Here is a 17,706-nt window from a genome sequence, read left to right on the forward strand (position 1 = left end):
CGCGAGGCTTCAACCCCAGGGGCGGGCCTGCGCCAGCGCGATTAGGCTTTGCCGGCTGTGGCGGCGGGCCAGCGCGCGCTCTCGGCATGTCGGCGGCACCGGGCGCAGCGCCTGCCATCCGGCGCGGAAAATCCACGCCAGCTTGGCCTTGCCCGACACCACGGTGCGGCTGTGCCAGGCGCGATCGCCACGCGCGGCCACCTTGCGGGCAATGTCGCCATAGATGCCGGCGGCGGCCAGGATCGCCCAGCGCTGGCGCGGTTGCAGCCGGCCGGCACCGATCCGGGCAGAGCATTCGTGGGCTTGGGCCATGGCGCACATCCGCTGGGCCAGGATGGCCAGCGTGGCGCGGTACTGCGGCTTGAGCTGCTCGCCCGGTGGCAGGTCAACCTCGGCCAGCCATTCGGCCGGCAAATAGCAACGACCGGCGGCATCGTCTTCGGCCAGGTCGCGGGCAATATTGGCCAGCTGGAACGCGAGACCCAGGTCCGCCGCGCGATCGAGGGTATCATCGTCATCGGGCGAAACCCCCATGACCACCGCCATCATCACGCCCACCGCGCCCGCCACGTGCCAGCAATAGCGCATGAGATCTGCTTCGGTGCGCGGCTGCCAATCGGCGGCATCGAGGGCAAAGCCGTCGATCACCGCCTCGGCCATGGCCATGGTGAGGCCGGTTTCGCGTGCGACCAGGCCCAGCGCATCAAACGCGGGATTGCCGGTAGCCTCGCCCGCCATGGCCCGTGCGGTCAGATTACGCACCAGCGCCAGCCGCTCCGCCGCGCCGGATTGGTCGCCCAGCGCGCCGCCCATGTCCTGCGCATCGACGATATCGTCGCACGCACGGCACCAGGCATAGAGCAGCCAGACCCGCTCGCGCGTGACACGGTCAAACAGAGTGGATGCGGCGGCAAAGCTTTTCGAGCCGCGCCGGATCGTGTCGCGCGCGGCAGCCACCAGCGCGGCGCGATCGGGAACAGCCGGCGTCATGGGATCAGAGGTCCGAGGCCTGCATCGCGATGATCGGGCGGTGCGGCTCGTGCGCGGCCATGCGCTGCAGCAGCAGGTCAAGCTCGTGCTCGGCCACCATGATCCCGGCGTGGACCGGGCGGATGAAACCCACTTCGATCATGTGGCGGTTGAACGCCAGCAGGTGATCATAGAACCCGAACGCGTTGAGCACGCCCACCGGCTTGGCATGATAGCCAAGCTGCGCCCAACTGACCGCTTCCCACAATTCGTCCATCGTGCCCACGCCGCCGGGCAGGGTGAGGAAGCCATCGGCCAGATCGACGAAAGCCTGCTTGCGCGCATGCATGCCGGGCACCACGTCGAGCCGGGTCAGCCCATGGTGCGCCACCTCGGCACCGACCAGCGCCTGGGGGATCACCCCGATCACTTCGCCACCGGCGGCCAGTGCGCCATCGGCCACGGCGCCCATCAGGCCCAGGCGACCACCGCCATAGACCACGCCGATGCCGCGTTCGGCCAGTTGGCGGCCGACATCGGCGGCCAGCGCGACATAGCGCGGGTCGGCCGGGCTGGCCGATCCACAATAGACGGCGATACGTTTCACTGCAGGTCCTCCAGCATCAGCCGCGCCGTGGCCTTGGCGCTGCCGACCACGCCGGGAATGCCTGCGCCTGGATGCGTGCCGGCACCCACCAGATAGAAATTGGCGATATCGTCATCGCGGTTGTGCGCGCGGAACCACGCGCTTTGCGTGAGCAACGGCTCGAGGCTGAACGCGGCGCCCTGATAGGCGGAAAGATCGGCCGCGAAATCGGTAGGCGCATAGTGGAACTTGGTGACGATGCGGCTGTGGATGTCGGGGATCAGGCGGCGGCCCACTTCATCGAGGATGCGCTTTTCCAGCAGCGGCCCAACTTCGGCCCAGTCCACCGGCAGCTTGCCCATGTTGGCGACAGGGACCAGGGCATAGAACGTGCTCATCCCCTCGGGCGCGACCGAAGGGTCGGTCACGGTGGGATGGTGCAGGTAGATCGAGAAATCCTGCGGCAGCACGCCGTGCTGATAGATATCGTCGAGCAGGCCCTTATAGCGCGGGCCGAACAGGATCATGTGGTGCGGGATGCCCGGCCACGTGCCCTCGATGCCGAAGTGCACCACGAACAGGCTGGGCGAGAACTTCTTGCGCTTGAGCGCGCGCGACCGCTTCTTGCCCGTGGCGCTGTCGCCCAGCAGATCGCGATAGGTGTGCATGATATCGCCGTTGGAGGCGACGGCATCGAAATTGCCGTGCCAGCCACTGGCGGTGTGCACGCCGGTCACGCGGTTACCCAGCGTTTCGACCCGCACCACCGGATCGCCCATGCGCACTTCGCCGCCGATGCGCTGGAAATGGGTGAGCATGCCGGCGATCAGGCGGTTGGTGCCGCCCTTGGCCCACCACACGCCGCCATCCTTTTCCAGCTTGTGGATCAGGGCATAGATCGCGCTGGTGTTCATCGGGTTGCCACCGACCAGCAGCGTGTGAAAGCTGAACGCCTCGCGCAGCTTTTCGCTTTCGATGAACTTTGACACCATCGAATAGACCGAGCGCCAGGCCTGGTACTTCGCCAGAGCCGGCGCAGCCTTGATCATGCTGGCAAAATCCAGGAACGGCACCGCGCCCAGCTTGACGTAGCCTTCTTCGAAGACGCCGGCGGAATAGCCCAGGAACTCTTCGTAGCCGGCAACGTCACGCGGGGAAATCTTGGCGATTTCGGCGCGCAGGCTGGATTCATCGTTGGAATAATCGAAGTTGGTGCCATCGGGCCAGTTCAGCCGATAGAACGGCATCACCGGCATCAGTTCGACATCTTCCGACAGCTTGTGCCCGCTCAGGCCCCACAGCTCTTCCAGGCAGGCCGGATCGGTGATCACCGTGGGCCCGGCATCAAAGGTAAAGCCATCACGCTGCCAGTGATAGGCGCGGCCACCGGGCTTGTCGCGCGCTTCGATCAGGGTGGTCTGGATGCCGCCAGACTGCAGGCGGATAGCCAGGGCCAAGCCGCCAAAACCGGCGCCGATGACGCATGCTCTTTTCATTTACTTGCGCATCCCTGCCAAAGTGAGAGGCCGCGGCCGGGCGCCCGATCCGGCGAGCACCGCCAGGGCGCGCGAAATCGGTACCGGGGGCCGCCCCACAAAAATCCGGGCGCGATCCAGCAAGCTGCTGCGTCCGGCATAAAAGCGTTCGATCAGCCTAGTATCCAGCCGATAGAAATGTTCCATCATGCGATAGCGTGCCAACGGCTCTGCCGCCTGGAACAGCATGGCCGACAGCAGGCGGCCAAAGCTGTTGCGCTGCCAGTGGCGCTTGGCCCAGCTTTCGCTGAAGCTGGCGAGGGCCTCGTGCGTCAGATCAGGCTGCTGCGCCAGGGCCAGGGCAAAACGCACCGCTTCGGGCACGGAATAGCTGGTCACAGGATGGAACAGTCCGGCGCGCGTGCCGGCGCGGGCGATCTGTCCACCAGAGGAGCGCCAGAACGCGTCCCAATCGCCGGCGGAAACCACGGGCAGCACACCCTGTTCCTCGTGCAACACCTCCACGATCGACCAGCCCTGGCTGCGGGCATAGTCGGCGATGCGGGCGACAAGGGCAGGGTGATCGATCGCCGGGCTGTCGGCGTAATAGGTGTCTTCGATGAAGATCTCGTCATCGCCAAACGGCAGGCAATAGACAAAGCGATAGCCATCGACCTGTTCGACCGTGGCATCCATGACGATCGGCTTGATCAGGCCATGGGGCTGCGCCAGCTTGACCCGTTGGCCGAGGAATTTCTGCCAGCCGCCCGAAAGCTGCCCCTGCAGGCGAATGCCGCGCGCATCGACCACTGCGCCGGCTTCGATCCGGGTGCCATCGGCCAGGGTCACCGCGCCGGTGCCGGCGGCGAGTACGCGTGCGCCGGTGACGATCGCGTCAGCCGGCAAGGCAGCGCGGATCGTCGCGTCAAAGCGGGCCGAGGTCATTGAATAATAGCTGGTCGAGAGATCGCGACGATACTGCGGAAAGCGCACGGAATAGCCCGACCACGCCCCATCGACCATCGGCGCCAGCAACTCGCGCCCGGCCTTGCCCACGTCTGATCCGAAGAAGGACCACACGTGGTTGCCGCCCAGCACATGGTCCTGTTCGACAAGCAGCAGGGTGCAATCCGGGCGGGCTTTGCGCAGGGCGAGCGCGATCAATCCCCCGGCAAGGCCCCCGCCCAGGATCGCGATGTCGGCATGGCGTATGCTCATTGCCATGGCGTTAGGCCAGGCGGCGCGACCATGCAACCGCCCCTAAGGGCCTGTCAGCAACGCACGGCGCTTTTCCGCGGCGAAGTGTTGGCGTCATGCCGGAACCGGCCGGGCCGCAGCCTTGAAGCGGCGGCCGGCGCGGGCCGATCGCTTGCGCAGCCAGATCAACACGCCGGTGACCGACAGCACTGTGACGCCAAGGCCGATCACGCTGACGGCAATGCGCCATGCCAGCCCACCGACATGGGCCATGTGCAGCGCGACAATCCAGGTGGTGAACGTCGTCGCGCCTTGGTCTCCGGTGGGCACGGAGACGTGGCGCAGCGCGCCGCTGTTGCCGTCAAACGCGATCCGCGTGCCGCCGCCTTCCGGCGTGATGTCGGCCGAAGACTTGACGCCATAGACATAGAGGCCGGTTGCCGGAATATACCAGAGCCAGGCTCGCCCATCCGGGCGCAAGGACAGCCCGCGCCGCGCTGTCTCTTGCTGCGCCAGCGCCGCCCCGTGCCGCGCGGCGGCGGGGAAATCGAGTGCGGGGTTCCAGCGCGGGCTGGGCAGGGCAGACGCTTCCAGCAGGGCCTCGTCATCCTGCCCGCCCAACAGGCCAAGCACCGGGCGATATATCTGGGGCAGGTTGAACGACACGCTGGACAGCGCAAAGACCAGCAGGATCGGCCAGAGCCACAGCCCACCGGCGCGGTGCAGGTCGAACGTCAGCTTGTAGTTGCTGGTGGGCCGGCGCACTTTCCAGCTGGGCCGCCAGCGACGCCACAGGCCGCCTTTGCCCAACGCGCCGGGAGGCAGGGTGAGATAGAACCCGACAAAGCAATCCGCCGTCCAGACCAGCGCTGCCACGCCCATGGCGAACAGGCCCCACGGGCCCAGCGCCAGGGAATAGTGCAGGCGATAGAGGAACGGCATCAGGTTCTTGATGCCCTGGCGCACGTCCCCATTGCGGCGATGGCCCTGCTCGGCGCCGGTCCAGGGATTGAGGAAGACATCGTCCCAATCCGGCCGATCGCGCCGTTCCAGGCCGGTCCCGGGGTCGGGCCAGGTGGCATAAAGCCGATCGGCCCGGCCGGGCAGGCGGGTGAGATAGACGAAATCGACCCGCGCCGCGGGATGGCGCGCAAGCAGCCCGGCGCGCACCGCCAGCGGATCAAGCGCTGCCATGCCAGGCCGGGGCGGGGCGGCGTTCTGCATTGCTGGCGCCGTGGCCGCGTCGAGTTCCTCGAACCACGGCAGCAGCGATCCGGTGAGCCCCGCCACCGCCAGGAACAGGGCAAGAGTCAGCCCCGCCCAGCGATGGAGGATCACCCAGAACGGACGGCCGGGAAGCGCCATGACGGTCAGAACGTCACACGGACAGAGCCGGTGACATTGCGCGGCGCGGCGTAATAGGCCTGCGTCCAATAGAGGCTGGTCAGGTACTTGTGGTTGGTCACATTGGCGACGTTGAAATTGAACTGAACGTTCTCGTTCAATTTATACCCGGCCTGCAATTGCAGCGTGGCATAATCGCCCTGGCGCACGGTGCCGGAATAGATCGTGTCCTGCCACTTGACCGCCGCGCCCAGTTGCAGCGGCGCGATGGGATTCCAGCGCAGCGCCAGGTTGGCGGTGTTGCGCGGCACATACGTACGCACTTGCCTGCCCGCGCCATCGTCCATCTTGAGCGTGGTAGCGCCGGCCTGGATCGTGAGCGTGGAGGTCAGCTTGCCACCCACTTCTGCCTCTACCCCGCGGCTGACGGCGCGGATGCCGTTGTACAGGGTCTGGCCGGTGGCCGTGTCGTAAGCGCCCGCATCGGCCAGGTTGCTTTGTTCGGCGCGGAACCAGGCGACCGATCCAAACAGCCCGCCGCCCGGTGTCTGCGCCTTGAGCCCGGCTTCATAGCTCTTGCCTTTGGCCGCGCCCAAGGGCCTGCGGTCGATGTCGAGATTGGCCTGCGGGGCAAAGATGCTGGAATAGCTGGCATAGAGATTGACGCCGGGCAGGGCCTTGTAGGTCACGCCGACGAATGGGCTCAGCGCCTTTTCATTCTTATCGGTGCTGGCGCCAAAGCTGATCCCACGCGTCTTTTCGACAAGGTAACTGGCGCCCAGCAGCACGCTGAGCTTTTGGGTCAGCGATACATCCGATGCCCCGCGCAGGCGCCACTGGCGATCTTCGGTATGCTCCTGCTGCACGCTGGCGCCATAGGCGGGGAGGGCGACTTCCTGTCCGGTCCAGCTGCCGGGCAGGCCGCGAATCTGACCCCAGGCAGGATCGCTGTCAGGCACGGCGCGGCCATAGTATTCATAGGTTCCCACCGTGCGCTGCACGCCCAGCGTCAGCTGCTGGTCGCGGCCGAACAGGCGATAGCTGCCCTGTACCGTGCCGTCATAGATCCAGCCTTTGGCGACGGGGGCATAGGCGCCGGGATTGCCAAAGAGCCCGCCCCAGGCGCCGGTCTGGCTGTCGTGCTTTGGCGTGCCATAGACATAGAACAACCGCGAATCTTCGTTGTGGTACTTGCGCGTGACATGGGCGCGCACGCTCCAGCCCGGGGCGAAATCCCAGGTCAGCTGGCCATAGGCGGTCTGGTCATGCGTATTCCAATAGGTCCAGTCCATCGTGGTAGAGGCGCTGCGGTCAAACTCCAGCTGGTTGCCCTTGCTGTCCTGCAAGGGCAGGGCGCCCCACATCACCCCGGTGGACTTGCCATCCTGGCGCATATAGCCGGCCGAGAGATGCAGGTTGGGGGTGATTTCGCCATCCAGAACGCCGGAAATCGCGGTGCGGCTGTGGTGATAGCTGCGCAGGTAGGAATCGCCGTCCTGCGCCGCGCCGGTTACGCGCACGGCCCATTTGCCATCGGCGGTCAGCGGCAGGTCAAGGTCCACCTCGGCGCGCTTTTTGTTCCATGAGCCATAGGACAGCTCGGCCGACATATGGCGCTGGCCGGTGGGATGGCGGCGGTGATAATTGATCGTGCCCGAAGGATTGCCTGCGCCGGTGAGCAGCGCGTTGGCCCCGCGCACCACTTCCACGTTGTCCCACATCACCGAATCCTGGGCGCCGATCGTCGGGCCCCAGATATTGGGCAGGCTGATCCCGTCGATCATCGCGTCGACGATGTCGAACCCCCGCGCGTTGTAGTACGTGCGCTCGGTTTCGACCTGGTCGACATTGACGCCCGTAACGTAGCGCAGCAGCTGGTTGGTTTCGTCCAGCGCAAAGTCATCCAGGAACTTTCGATCGACCACGCTGACCGATTGCGGCGTATCCATCAAGGATAGCGCCAGGCCGGTAGCGCCGCTTGCCACCGTCTCCCCCTTTTCGCCGTTGACCACAATGGTGCGGCCAGCGTCGGCATCACTGGCGCTGGCACTCGCGGCGTCCGCAGTGCTGTCGGCATGGGCGGGCGCCGCCGCCAGCACACCCAGCGAAACGCCGCAGGCCAGCATCGCGTGGCGCAAATGCGTGGGGGCCATGGTCTCAATCCTTCCTGAACAATGATTTCTCACCGCCCGCTAATGCGAATGGTTATCATGAGTCAAGGAGAGTGATAATCATTTTCAAAAAATAGCGCTTGTCTCAACTCGACCGACGATGGAGTCCGCCCGGCTTGCAGCGTTGCGCCCTTGGCCCTAGGATGCGGGCACCCCGGGGAGCCAGTGGCCTGGGCAACGCGCCTGCGTTGCCGGGTTGAGCAAAGGCTGAGAGGGGCTGGTCACGCAGCCCGACCCGTCGAACCTGAACCCGTTAGCACGGGCGGAGGGAGGGCCGGCCCAGCGTTACACGTGCGTGCCACAGCCTTTCGTTCGTCCACACGAAAGGAACCTCGTGTATGGCCGATCTCAATTCCCCGCTGGAAATCGGTGTCACCACCGGCCCTATCCGCGGCAGCCGCAAGATCCACGTGGAATCGCCGCGTTTCCCCGGCATGACCGTGGCAATGCGCGAAATCGCGTTGGAACCGGGCTGTGGCGAGCCGCCGCTGCGCGTCTATGACACCTCAGGCCTCTATAGCGATCCCAAGCAGGCGATCGACATTCGCGCCGGCCTGCCGCGCCTGCGGCACGAGTGGATCATGGCGCGTGGCGACGTGGAAACCTATGCCGCGCGTGAGGTGAAGCCCGAGGATAATGGCCTCAAGGGGCCGGACCGTTCGGGCGGCGTGCCGGCGTTTCCCAACGTCAATCCCGCGCCGCTGCGGGCCAAGGCCGGCGCCAATGTCACGCAGATGCACTATGCCCGCCAGGGTATCGTCACGCCCGAGATGGAATACGTGGCGATCCGTGAAAACCTGGGCCGCCGCCAGTTGAAGGAAGCCTTGGTGCGCGACGGCCAGGATTGGGGCGCCAGCATCCCCGACTACGTCACGGCCGAATTCGTGCGCGACGAAGTGGCGCGCGGCCGCGCGATCATCCCCAACAACATCAATCATCCGGAAAGCGAACCGATGGCGATCGGGCGCAATTTCCTGGTCAAGATCAATGCCAACATCGGCAATTCTGCGGTCGCGTCTGATGTGGCCAACGAAGTGGACAAGATGGTCTGGGCGATCCGCTGGGGCGCCGACACGGTGATGGACCTGTCGACCGGGCGCAACATCCACGACACGCGCGAATGGATCCTGCGCAACAGCCCGGTGCCGATCGGCACCGTGCCGATCTATCAGGCGCTGGAAAAGGTCGGCGGCATTGCCGAAGACCTGACCTGGGACATCTTCCGCGATACCTTGATCGAGCAGGCCGAACAGGGCGTGGACTATTTCACCATCCACGCCGGGGTGCGCCTGCCCTATATTCCGCTCACCGCCAAGCGCGTGACCGGGATCGTCAGCCGGGGCGGCTCGATCATGGCCAAGTGGTGCCTGGCGCACCACCGCGAAAGCTTCCTCTACGAGCATTTTGACGAGATCACCGAGATCATGAAGGCCTATGACATCGCCTATTCGCTGGGCGATGGCCTGCGCCCGGGCAGCGTGGCCGACGCCAATGACGAGGCACAGTTTGCCGAGCTTTACACTTTGGGTGAACTGACCAAGCGTGCCTGGGCGCAGGACGTGCAGGTGATGATCGAGGGGCCGGGCCATGTGCCGATGCACAAGGTCAAGGAGAACATGGACAAGCAGCTGGCCGCCTGTGGCGAGGCGCCGTTCTATACGCTCGGGCCGCTCGTCACCGATATCGCGCCGGGTTATGATCATATCACCAGCGGCATCGGCGCGGCGATGATCGGTTGGTTCGGCACCGCCATGCTGTGCTATGTCACGCCCAAGGAACATCTGGGCCTGCCCGATCGCGATGACGTCAAGGTTGGCGTCGTCACCTACAAGCTCGCCGCCCATGCCGCCGATCTGGCCAAGGGACATCCGGCGGCCAAGCTGCGCGACGATGCGTTGAGCCGCGCGCGCTTCGAATTTCGCTGGCGCGACCAGTTCAACCTCAGCCTCGATCCCGAAACGGCCGAGCAATACCACGACCAGACCCTGCCGGCCGAAGGGGCCAAGACCGCGCACTTCTGCTCGATGTGCGGGCCCAAGTTCTGCTCGATGAAGATCACGCAGGAAGTGCGTGAATTTGCATCGAAACAGAACCAGGCCGCCGATACCTTCATCGCCGCTGAAGAGGCCGAGGCGGGGATGCAGGCTATGAGCGACAAGTATCGCGAGGCCGGTAGCGAACTCTATCTGCCGGCCGCGCAATAAGGCGGTGCGTCCTGCGCTGGTTGCCATGTCGGTAACCAGCGCAGGAACCAGCGCGGTTTCCGATCATTGCCTGTCCATCTGGAAGGTCGCGTCGCCATGGGGTGGCGCTCCGCTCCTCTCACGATGGAGATCGCGCCATGAAGAAGGCTTTGCTGGCAGTGGCACTTGCAGCGTCGGGCCTGACCGCCGCTTGTACCGATGGTTATGATGGCCGCCCCGGCTATGACAACGGCTATCACCGCCATCGCGGCGGCTATGGCGGCATCGAAGGCGGCTATGCCAGCGGCGGCGGCTGGGGCTATCGCGACGATGGCTATTATCGCCGCTATGGCAATTATGACTACAACCGTCCCGATCCCAGCTACGGCGGCTATTATGCCGATCGCTATTACCGCGACGATCCGCGCTATGGCGAACACCGCCTGAGCGCCAACGAGCGGATTTATCGCGGCAATGATGGTCGCTATTATTGCCGCCGTTCCGATGGCTCGACGGGCCTGATAGTCGGTGGTGTATCGGGCGCGCTGCTCGGCTCGGTGATTGCCCAGGGCGATTCCCGTCCGCTCGGCGCGATCCTCGGTGCTATCGGTGGCGCTGCCGCCGGTGCGGCGATCGACAGCAACAACGTGCGTTGCCGCTGATCCCCAACCGGGCATCGGCACACATGAAAAAGGCCCTTTCGCCGCCTGGCGAAAGGGCCTTTTTCATGTCGGCCTAGCGCGGGACAATCCCGCGTCAGGCCTCAACAGGCTTACTTGGCAGCGTCGACCGCGATGCCGAGCTTCTTCACGTCGTTGAGCGTGAAGGCGACCGGGCGATCGTTGAACGTGCCTTCCACCGACTTCTTGCGGATGTGCAGTTCGAAGGGCACCTTGCCGGCGTAGGCGGTGCCACGGACGATCTTTTCTTCGCCCTTGGTTTCGGTGGTGTAGGAATAGCTCACGCCCTTGTAGGCGAAGCTGTCAGGCTGGGTTTCGGCCGAGGCCACGGCGGGGGCGGCAAGCACGAGAGCGGCGGCGGCGGTCGAAATGAAAGAACGAAGCATGGCAATTTCCCCTGATCATAAAGGCGAGATTGCCTTCGGACACCCGTCTGTTGTGTTCTTGTTGCAGCGCGTTTCACCCATGCTGCGCCTGCGAGCAATTGCTTAGGTTGCCCGCCCGCTTGCATGATTTGCAAGTGACGAGCGCTCGGTTTTGAAAAGCGTTTGTTTTCATGCATAACAATATACGCCCAGCCACGGGGGAGGTGGCCGGGCGCATACGAAAACACGGGAAAGTGCCGGAACGCTTAGGCTTCGAGCGTACGCTCCAGCGTGACTTCGCAGTTCAGCAGGCGCGAAATCGGGCAGTTGGCCTTGGCCTCATCGGCAATTTTGGCGAAATCCGATTCGGCGATACCGGGGATTGCCGCCTTGAGTGCAAGTGCGCTGCGCGTCACCTTGAAGCCGTCGCCATCGGCCTCCAACGTAACCTTGGCGGTCGTGTCGAGCGTGCCATCGGCATAACCGGCCTTGGCGAGGGCAAAGCTGGTGGCCATGGTGAAGCACGCCGCATGCGCGGCGGCGATCAGTTCCTCCGGGTTGGTGCCCGGCTTGCCTTCGAACCGCGAGCCAAAGCCATAGGGCTGGTCCGACAGCACGCCCGAGGCCGTGCTGATCGATCCCTTGCCGGGCTTGCCGAGCCCTTCATAACGGGCAGAAGCGGTGCTGGTGGGCATTGGGGCATCTCCTTGATGGGGTTTGCCCGTTGAACGCCCTGGCCAGCGGTGCGTTCCATCCGGTTCAGCGCTTGCGCACGAACTCTGCGCGGAGCACGAGGCCCTTGATCCCATCGAACTTGCAGTCGATTTCCTGTGCGTCGCCGGTGAGGCGGATCGACTTGATCAGCGTGCCGCGCTTGAGCGTCTGCCCGGCGCCTTTGACATCAAGATCCTTGATCAGCGTAACCTGGTCACCGTCCTGCAGCACGTTGCCCACGGCGTCGCGCACTTCCACGGCGTTGGCCGCCGCGCGCCGCGTGGCCAGTTCCGCGGCCGTCATCCATTCGCCGCTTTCATCATCGTAAACGTATTCGTCGTCGCTCATGTCCCGCCCCTTTATGCTGTGGTCCCGGTGGGGCCATGGCAGGTTGGGGGCACGGGCGCCAGCCCTTGCGGGAACTTGTCTTACCACACCGCCGGGACGAGCACGATTGCGCCACCGTCGCGGGGTTTCCAGGCGCGCATGGCCAGGGCAACATTGCTTTCCCGGGCCGCGCGGTCTTCAGCTAGAGACCATGTGATGTGCCAGATACCACCGTCGGGCCTGCGGGTGGAGCCTTCGAGCGCCACCACCAGCGCCTCCACGCCCGCGCCGTCATCGATATGGCCGACAACGCGGGCGTGGCGGATCGCTGGTGGCAAGGGATCACCGGGGCCGGCATGAACCGTGCGCGTCACATGGTCTGCCACAGTGTGCGGATAGCGTGGCGGGAACAGCGCCATCAGGCGGTCGCGGCTATCGGGTTCGAGCTTCCAGCCGCTGGGCATCGCGCGGTTTCCGGCAGATCAGGAAGATGGCGTGGCCTGGCCACTGACGACGCCGTTGTGATCGGCCTGTGGTGTCGTGAGCGCACCGGTGATCCAGATGGCAGACAAGGCCAGGATTGCCAGCACGAGGCTGATCAGAAGTACCCAGCGCACCACGTTCAAGCCGACGGCGCTACGCGCTTCGTCGGTGGACAGCCGCGCCGGCGGCTCCTGTCGTTGGGTATGGTCGTTCTGCATGACGACTCTCCTGCGTTTCATCGGCGGGGCGCACGGGTGGCGCGCCCCTTTTGCCTGATTCTACGCGCGGAGAGCCCGCGTGGTTCCGCGTCAGTCGCGCAGCAGCTCGTTGATACCGGTCTTGCTGCGGGTTTGCGCGTCCACCGTCTTGACGATCACGGCGCAATAGAGCGACGGGCCAGGCGTGCCATCGGGCAGCGGCTTGCCGGGCAGCGAGCCGGGCACGACCACGGCGTAAGGGGGCACGCGGCCGATATGCACTTCGCCGGTGGCGCGGTCGATGATCTTGGTGCTGGCGCCCAGGAACACGCCCATCGACAGCACCGCGCCTTCGCCCACGATCACACCTTCGGCCACTTCCGAACGCGCGCCGATGAACGCGCCGTCTTCGATGATCACCGGGCCGGCCTGCAGCGGTTCGAGCACGCCGCCGATGCCGACGCCGCCCGAGATATGCACGTTCTTGCCGATCTGCGCGCACGAACCCACCGTGGCCCAGGTATCGACCATGGTACCTTCATCGACGAACGCGCCGATGTTGACGAAGCTGGGCATCAGCACGACGTTCTTGGCAATGTGCGCGCCACGCCGCGCTACGGCGCCCGGCACCACGCGGAACCCGGCGGCGCGAAAGGCGGCTTCGTCCCAGCCGGCAAACTTGCTCGGCACCTTGTCAAACGCCGGGGCGCCACCGGCGCCACCCTCTACCACGACATTGTCGTTGAGGCGGAACGAGAGCAGCACGGCCTTCTTCAGCCACTGGTTCACGCGCCACGCGCCATCGACCTTTTCCGCCACACGCGCTTCGCCGGCATCGAGCAGGGCGAGGGCCTGTTCCACCACCACGCGCACATCGTTGCTGGCCGGCGTCACGTCCGCGCGGTTGTCCCAGGCGGCTTCGATGGCGGCTTCAAGCTGTGCGGTCATGTGTGTTTCTCCGGGCAATACTGAGATGGTCTGGCCTTGGGGGTCTGGACAGTCTGCTTGGGCAGGGCGCCTAGCCGAGGTGACCGTCGGCGGCAAGCGCGTCGAGCCAGGCAGCAAGATCGTCGATCGTCTCATCGATCGCGGTCTCGTCACGGGCGCGGGCGCCCCAATCCGTGCCGAAATCGAGCCAGACCGTCTGCATACCCATGGCCTTGGCCGGGGTGAGGTTGCGCGCCGAATCCTCGAAGAATACCGAGCGGGTAGGGTCGATGCCAAAGGCGGAGACAAAGCCGCGATAGGCCGATGGCTCGGGCTTGGGCTTGTATTCCATGGCGTGAATGTCCCACAGCCCTTCAAAGCAGTGGGTGATGCCCAGGGCATCGAGCACCCGCGTGGCATAGGCGGCATCGCCATTGGTAAATACCAGGCGGCGCCCGGGCAGGCGCATCAGGCGTTCTTCCAGGCGCGGCGCACGGTTCAGCGGGGCCATGTCGACATGGTGCACATAGCCAAGGAATTCATAGGGATCGACGCCGTGGAAATGCATCAGGCCAGCGAGCGTGGTGCCATGGTCGTGGAAATACATCTTCTGCACGCGGCGCGCCTCGGCATGGTCGCAACCCAGCAGATCGGCAATATAGGCGCCCATGCGCACGTCGATCTGGTCGAACAGGCAGGTTTCGGCCGGGTACAGCGTGTTATCCAGATCGAAGATCCAGCAATCGACACGCGATGGGTCAAAGGGCATCCGTCATCCTTGCGAGCTTGGCTCTGGCCTCATGAGCGTGGCTCTGCCTTTAGAGCATGGTGCCGCCGCCTGCCCGCAAAATCAGCGCGGGGCAAGCCTTCTCAGCCGGGCGTTTTCGCCGTCTTCGAGAATCCATAGCGTACCATCACGTGCTTCGCGAATCTCGCGTATCCGCGTCCCCAAGTCGATCCTCTCCAGTTCCTTGCCCACGGGGCGGCCGTCTGGCCCCGGTTCCAGGCCCACGCGCACGATCCCGGCCGCGCCCAGCGCCGCGATTAGCGCCTGCCCGCGCCACTGCGGAAACGCCTTGCCCGAATAGAACACGAAGTCCCCCGGTGCGATCACCGGATTCCAGCTGATCGCCGGCGCGGCCAGGTCTGGCCGCGTTGCGTTGCGCGGGATCGGCGTGCCATCATAGTTGTCCCCATCGGAAACCAGCGGCCAGCCATAGTTCTTCCCGGGTGAAAGCAGGTTAAGCTCGTCCCCGCCGGCCGGGCCATGTTCGAGATCCCACAGGCGGCCCTGGGCATCGAACTGCAGCCCCAGCGGGTTGCGATGCCCAAGCGTCCAGATCTGCGCGGCAATGGCGCCTTGCGCTGCAAAGGGATTGCCCGGCGCGGGCTGGCCATCGAGCGTGAGGTGGAGGATCTTGCCCAGGTTGGTGTTCATGTCCTGCGCCGGGGTGAACTTCTGCCGCTCGCCCGAAGACAGGAACAGGCTTTGGCCATCCGGCGCAAAGGCGATGCGATGGCCAAAATGACCGCGCCCGGAAACCTTGGGTACCTGCCGCCAGATCACCGTGAGGCCTTCAAGGCGGGGCGAGCCCTGATCGCGCACCAGCCGCGCGCGGCCCAGCACGGCGCCGCGCGTATCCCCCGCGCCCGCTTCCACCCAGGTGAGATAGACCAGCCCGCTGGTGGCAAAATCGGGGGCGAGGGCAACATCGCCGAGGCCCCCCTGGCCGCCGGCGTCCACCTTGGGGGTGCCGGTGACGGCGACGGCCTTGCCCCCTTCGCGCCACAGCTTGAGCGCGCCGGTGCGTTCGGTCACCAGCACGGCCATCTTGCCTTGGCCATCATCGGGCAGGAACACCATGGCCCAAGGGCTGTCGAAACGCGCCAGATCGGTGATGACAAACCCATCGCGCTGTTCCGGCGCAGCGGCGGCATTGTCGGGCTGGGCCTGCGATCCACAGCTTGCAGCCAGGAACGCGAGCGGCGATAGGAGGCAAAGGATCTTTTTCGTCATGCCCGCTACAATGCCTGAAACCCGCACTCGTGCCACCAAAATCGCCCGTGTTTCCGGGCATGTGATCGGCGTGGACGAAGCCGGGCGCGGCCCCCTGGCAGGCCCGGTGGTGGCCGCCGCCGTTGTGCTGGGGCGCCGACCGCCCGAAGGGCTGGCCGATTCCAAGAAACTTTCGGCCAAGCGCCGCGCGGTGCTGGAAGAGCAGATCAAGGCGTCGTGCCACTGGGGCGTGGGTGTGGTGGATCCGGCCGAGATCGACCGCCTCAACATCTTTGGCGCCACCATGCTGGCGATGACCCTCGCCGTGCAGGAACTCGTGGCGCAATTGCAGGGCGATGTGGGCGAGGTGCGTGTCGATGGCAATCTCACGCCGCACGGGCGCCATGCCGATTGGTGCTGGCCGGCGCGGCCGATTGTCGGTGGCGACGCGATCGAGCCGTGCATTTCTGCGGCCTCGATCATCGCCAAGGAACACCGTGACCGCATGATGCGGGCGGCGGCCGAACTCCATCCGCACTACGGCTGGGAGCGCAACGCCGGCTATGGCACGGCGCAGCACCTTGCCGCCCTGCGCACGCATGGCCCCACGCCGTTGCATCGGCGCAGTTTTGCCCCCGTGGCGCAACTGTTGCTTCTCTAGCTGCGACTCGGCGCAAGGCCTGCGAATAAATTTTCCACAGTTGCGCACACCATATCTTGAGTCGCACACCCCCACCGAGACTCTAGATGTGGTTGGCGGACTCGTTCCGTTCCGCTTTTGCAGCGCTGCGACTCGCCGCAAATCGGCGAGTCGCGCCTTGACCTGCGAGTCGCGATGATTCAGATTCCACGTCAACAAGCGACAGTGGAAGGAAGTATCATGGTTACGGCAGTGAAAACGCGCACCCGCGCCTTGCGGGCCAAAGTGGCCACTGCCACTCTGGCCAATGGGGTCCAGGCGCCCGCGCTGCCCGTCAACCGCATCCTCAAGGGCGATTGCATCGACATGATGCGTTCGCTGCCCACCGGTTCGATCGACATGATCTTTGCCGATCCGCCCTACAACCTGCAGCTTGGCGGCGACCTGGCCCGTCCCGATGGCAGCCATGTCGACGCCGTGACCGATCACTGGGACAAGTTCGACAGCTTTGCCGTCTATGACCGCTTTACCCGCGAATGGTTGAGCGAAGCCTATCGCCTGCTCAAGCCCAATGGCTCGATCTGGGTGATCGGCAGCTATCACAACATCTTCCGCCTGGGCACCATGCTGCAGGACATGGGCTTTTGGATCTTGAACGACATCATCTGGCGCAAGACCAACCCCATGCCCAATTTCAAGGGCACGCGGTTCACCAATGCCCACGAAACCCTGATCTGGGCAGCCAAGAGCGAGAAGGCGAAGTACACCTTCAACTACCGGGCGATGAAGACCTTGAACGATGAACTGCAGATGCGCTCTGACTGGGTGCTGCCGATCTGTTCGGGCAAGGAACGCCTCAAGCGCAACGGCACCAAGGCGCACCCCACGCAAAAGCCGGAATCGCTGCTCTATCGGGTGATCCTGGCCACCACCAACAAGGGTGACGTGGTGCTCGATCCATTCTTTGGCACCGGCACTACCGGCGCTGTGGCCAAGCGTCTGGGCCGCAACTGGATCGGGTGCGAGCGCGAGGACGATTATATCGAAGTGGCGCAGGAGCGTATCGACCTGGCTCTGCCGCTCGATGAAAGCGCGCTTAAGACCATGCAGTCCAAGCGTGCCGCGCCCAAGGTGCCGTTCGGCTCGCTGGTGGAAAGCGGCTGGCTGACGCCGGGCACCGTGCTCGCTGACAAGAAGCGCCGCTGGCAGGCGGTGGTGCGCGCCGATGGCAGCCTGGCCGTGGGCGAGGATACCGGGTCGATCCATGGTATGGGCTCCAAGGTGCAGAACGCCGCCTCGTGCAACGGCTGGACGTTCTGGCACTTCATGGACAAGGGCGAGATGAAGCCGATCGACGTGCTGCGCCAGCGCTACCTGTTGGCCGTGGAAGACTAAGGGAAGTATTTCAACCGTCACCCCGGGCTTGACCCGGGGGCCCGCTTTTCTTTGCAA

General features: G+C 65.0%; 18 protein-coding genes. 4 read left to right on the forward strand and 14 right to left on the reverse strand.

Translation table 11 applies throughout. From position 1 onward, the window contains the following. Window positions 1-9 precede the first annotated feature (9 nt). The 6 genes from ABIC78_RS06345 to ABIC78_RS06370 form a co-directional block, all read right to left on the reverse strand. Window positions 10-990: a phytoene/squalene synthase family protein gene (locus ABIC78_RS06345; protein ID WP_354488367.1), complete on the reverse strand. Its 981-nt coding sequence runs from the start codon at window positions 988-990 to the stop codon at window positions 10-12. 4 nt (window positions 991-994) lie between these two features. Continuing rightward, a complete protein-coding gene (locus tag ABIC78_RS06350) occupies window positions 995-1,576 on the reverse strand; it encodes an LOG family protein (protein WP_107716063.1) in 582 nt (193 codons plus the stop codon). After that, a complete protein-coding gene (locus ABIC78_RS06355; RefSeq protein WP_054131092.1) occupies window positions 1,573-3,051 on the reverse strand; it encodes a phytoene desaturase in 1,479 nt (492 codons plus the stop codon). The genes ABIC78_RS06350 and ABIC78_RS06355 overlap by 4 nt, the downstream gene beginning before the upstream one ends. Continuing rightward, window positions 3,052-4,248: a lycopene beta-cyclase CrtY gene (gene crtY / locus ABIC78_RS06360; protein ID WP_169047908.1), complete on the reverse strand. Its 1,197-nt coding sequence runs from the start codon at window positions 4,246-4,248 to the stop codon at window positions 3,052-3,054. A gap of 93 nt (window positions 4,249-4,341) precedes the next feature. Further along, window positions 4,342-5,592, reverse strand: a complete 1,251-nt coding sequence (locus ABIC78_RS06365; protein WP_354488370.1) for a PepSY-associated TM helix domain-containing protein — start codon at window positions 5,590-5,592, stop codon at window positions 4,342-4,344. A gap of 5 nt (window positions 5,593-5,597) precedes the next feature. Next, window positions 5,598-7,724 carry a TonB-dependent siderophore receptor gene (locus ABIC78_RS06370; protein WP_054131095.1) on the reverse strand — a complete coding sequence of 709 codons (2,127 nt, stop codon included), beginning with the start codon at window positions 7,722-7,724 and terminating at the stop codon, window positions 5,598-5,600. A gap of 356 nt (window positions 7,725-8,080) precedes the next feature. Here ABIC78_RS06370 and thiC point away from each other — a divergent pair, with 356 nt between their 5' ends. Both thiC and ABIC78_RS06380 read left to right on the forward strand, forming a co-directional pair. Then, complete coding sequence (gene thiC / locus ABIC78_RS06375) at window positions 8,081-9,946, forward strand: phosphomethylpyrimidine synthase ThiC (RefSeq protein ID WP_354488372.1); 1,866 nt, start codon at window positions 8,081-8,083, stop codon at window positions 9,944-9,946. Window positions 9,947-10,083: 137 nt separating this feature from the next. Beyond that, a complete protein-coding gene (locus ABIC78_RS06380) occupies window positions 10,084-10,587 on the forward strand; it encodes a glycine zipper 2TM domain-containing protein (protein WP_107716069.1) in 504 nt (167 codons plus the stop codon). 110 nt (window positions 10,588-10,697) lie between these two features. Here the strand turns inward: ABIC78_RS06380 and ABIC78_RS06385 are convergent, their stop codons facing one another. From ABIC78_RS06385 to ABIC78_RS06420, 8 genes are all read right to left on the reverse strand, one after another. Next, on the reverse strand, window positions 10,698-10,991 hold the full coding sequence (locus ABIC78_RS06385; protein WP_022676352.1) for a hypothetical protein: 294 nt from the start codon (window positions 10,989-10,991) through the stop codon (window positions 10,698-10,700). Between the two features lie 245 nt (window positions 10,992-11,236). Further along, window positions 11,237-11,665, reverse strand: coding sequence for an OsmC family protein (locus tag ABIC78_RS06390; protein ID WP_022676353.1), 429 nt, complete (start codon window positions 11,663-11,665; stop codon window positions 11,237-11,239). Window positions 11,666-11,729: 64 nt separating this feature from the next. Next, the gene (locus ABIC78_RS06395) at window positions 11,730-12,032 is read right to left on the reverse strand and encodes an alkylphosphonate utilization protein (RefSeq protein WP_022676354.1); all 303 of its coding nucleotides are present in this window, start codon (window positions 12,030-12,032) and stop codon (window positions 11,730-11,732) included. A gap of 80 nt (window positions 12,033-12,112) precedes the next feature. After that, on the reverse strand, window positions 12,113-12,475 hold the full coding sequence (locus ABIC78_RS06400; protein WP_022676355.1) for a hypothetical protein: 363 nt from the start codon (window positions 12,473-12,475) through the stop codon (window positions 12,113-12,115). An 18-nt stretch (window positions 12,476-12,493) separates the two neighbouring features. Beyond that, window positions 12,494-12,712: a hypothetical protein gene (locus ABIC78_RS06405; protein WP_022676356.1), complete on the reverse strand. Its 219-nt coding sequence runs from the start codon at window positions 12,710-12,712 to the stop codon at window positions 12,494-12,496. Between the two features lie 90 nt (window positions 12,713-12,802). Continuing rightward, entirely contained in the window at window positions 12,803-13,639 is an 837-nt protein-coding gene (gene dapD / locus ABIC78_RS06410; protein WP_168351104.1) for a 2,3,4,5-tetrahydropyridine-2,6-dicarboxylate N-succinyltransferase, read from the reverse strand. Window positions 13,640-13,709: 70 nt separating this feature from the next. After that, window positions 13,710-14,387 (reverse strand): pyrimidine 5'-nucleotidase, encoded by a 678-nt coding sequence (locus ABIC78_RS06415; protein WP_354488376.1) that lies wholly within the window; start codon window positions 14,385-14,387, stop codon window positions 13,710-13,712. A gap of 81 nt (window positions 14,388-14,468) precedes the next feature. Beyond that, window positions 14,469-15,635: a PQQ-dependent sugar dehydrogenase gene (locus tag ABIC78_RS06420; RefSeq protein WP_354488378.1), complete on the reverse strand. Its 1,167-nt coding sequence runs from the start codon at window positions 15,633-15,635 to the stop codon at window positions 14,469-14,471. 10 nt (window positions 15,636-15,645) lie between these two features. Between ABIC78_RS06420 and rnhB the strand changes: the two genes are divergently transcribed. Both rnhB and ABIC78_RS06430 read left to right on the forward strand, forming a co-directional pair. After that, window positions 15,646-16,275, forward strand: coding sequence for a ribonuclease HII (gene rnhB / locus ABIC78_RS06425; RefSeq protein WP_354488820.1), 630 nt, complete (start codon window positions 15,646-15,648; stop codon window positions 16,273-16,275). 219 nt (window positions 16,276-16,494) lie between these two features. Then, complete coding sequence (locus ABIC78_RS06430) at window positions 16,495-17,649, forward strand: site-specific DNA-methyltransferase (protein WP_168351102.1); 1,155 nt, start codon at window positions 16,495-16,497, stop codon at window positions 17,647-17,649. The last annotated feature ends 57 nt before the right edge of the window (window positions 17,650-17,706 follow it).

The sequence above is a fragment of the Novosphingobium sp. 1529 genome, from assembly GCF_040544855.1.
Classification (GTDB): Bacteria; Pseudomonadota; Alphaproteobacteria; order Sphingomonadales; family Sphingomonadaceae; genus Novosphingobium; species Novosphingobium capsulatum.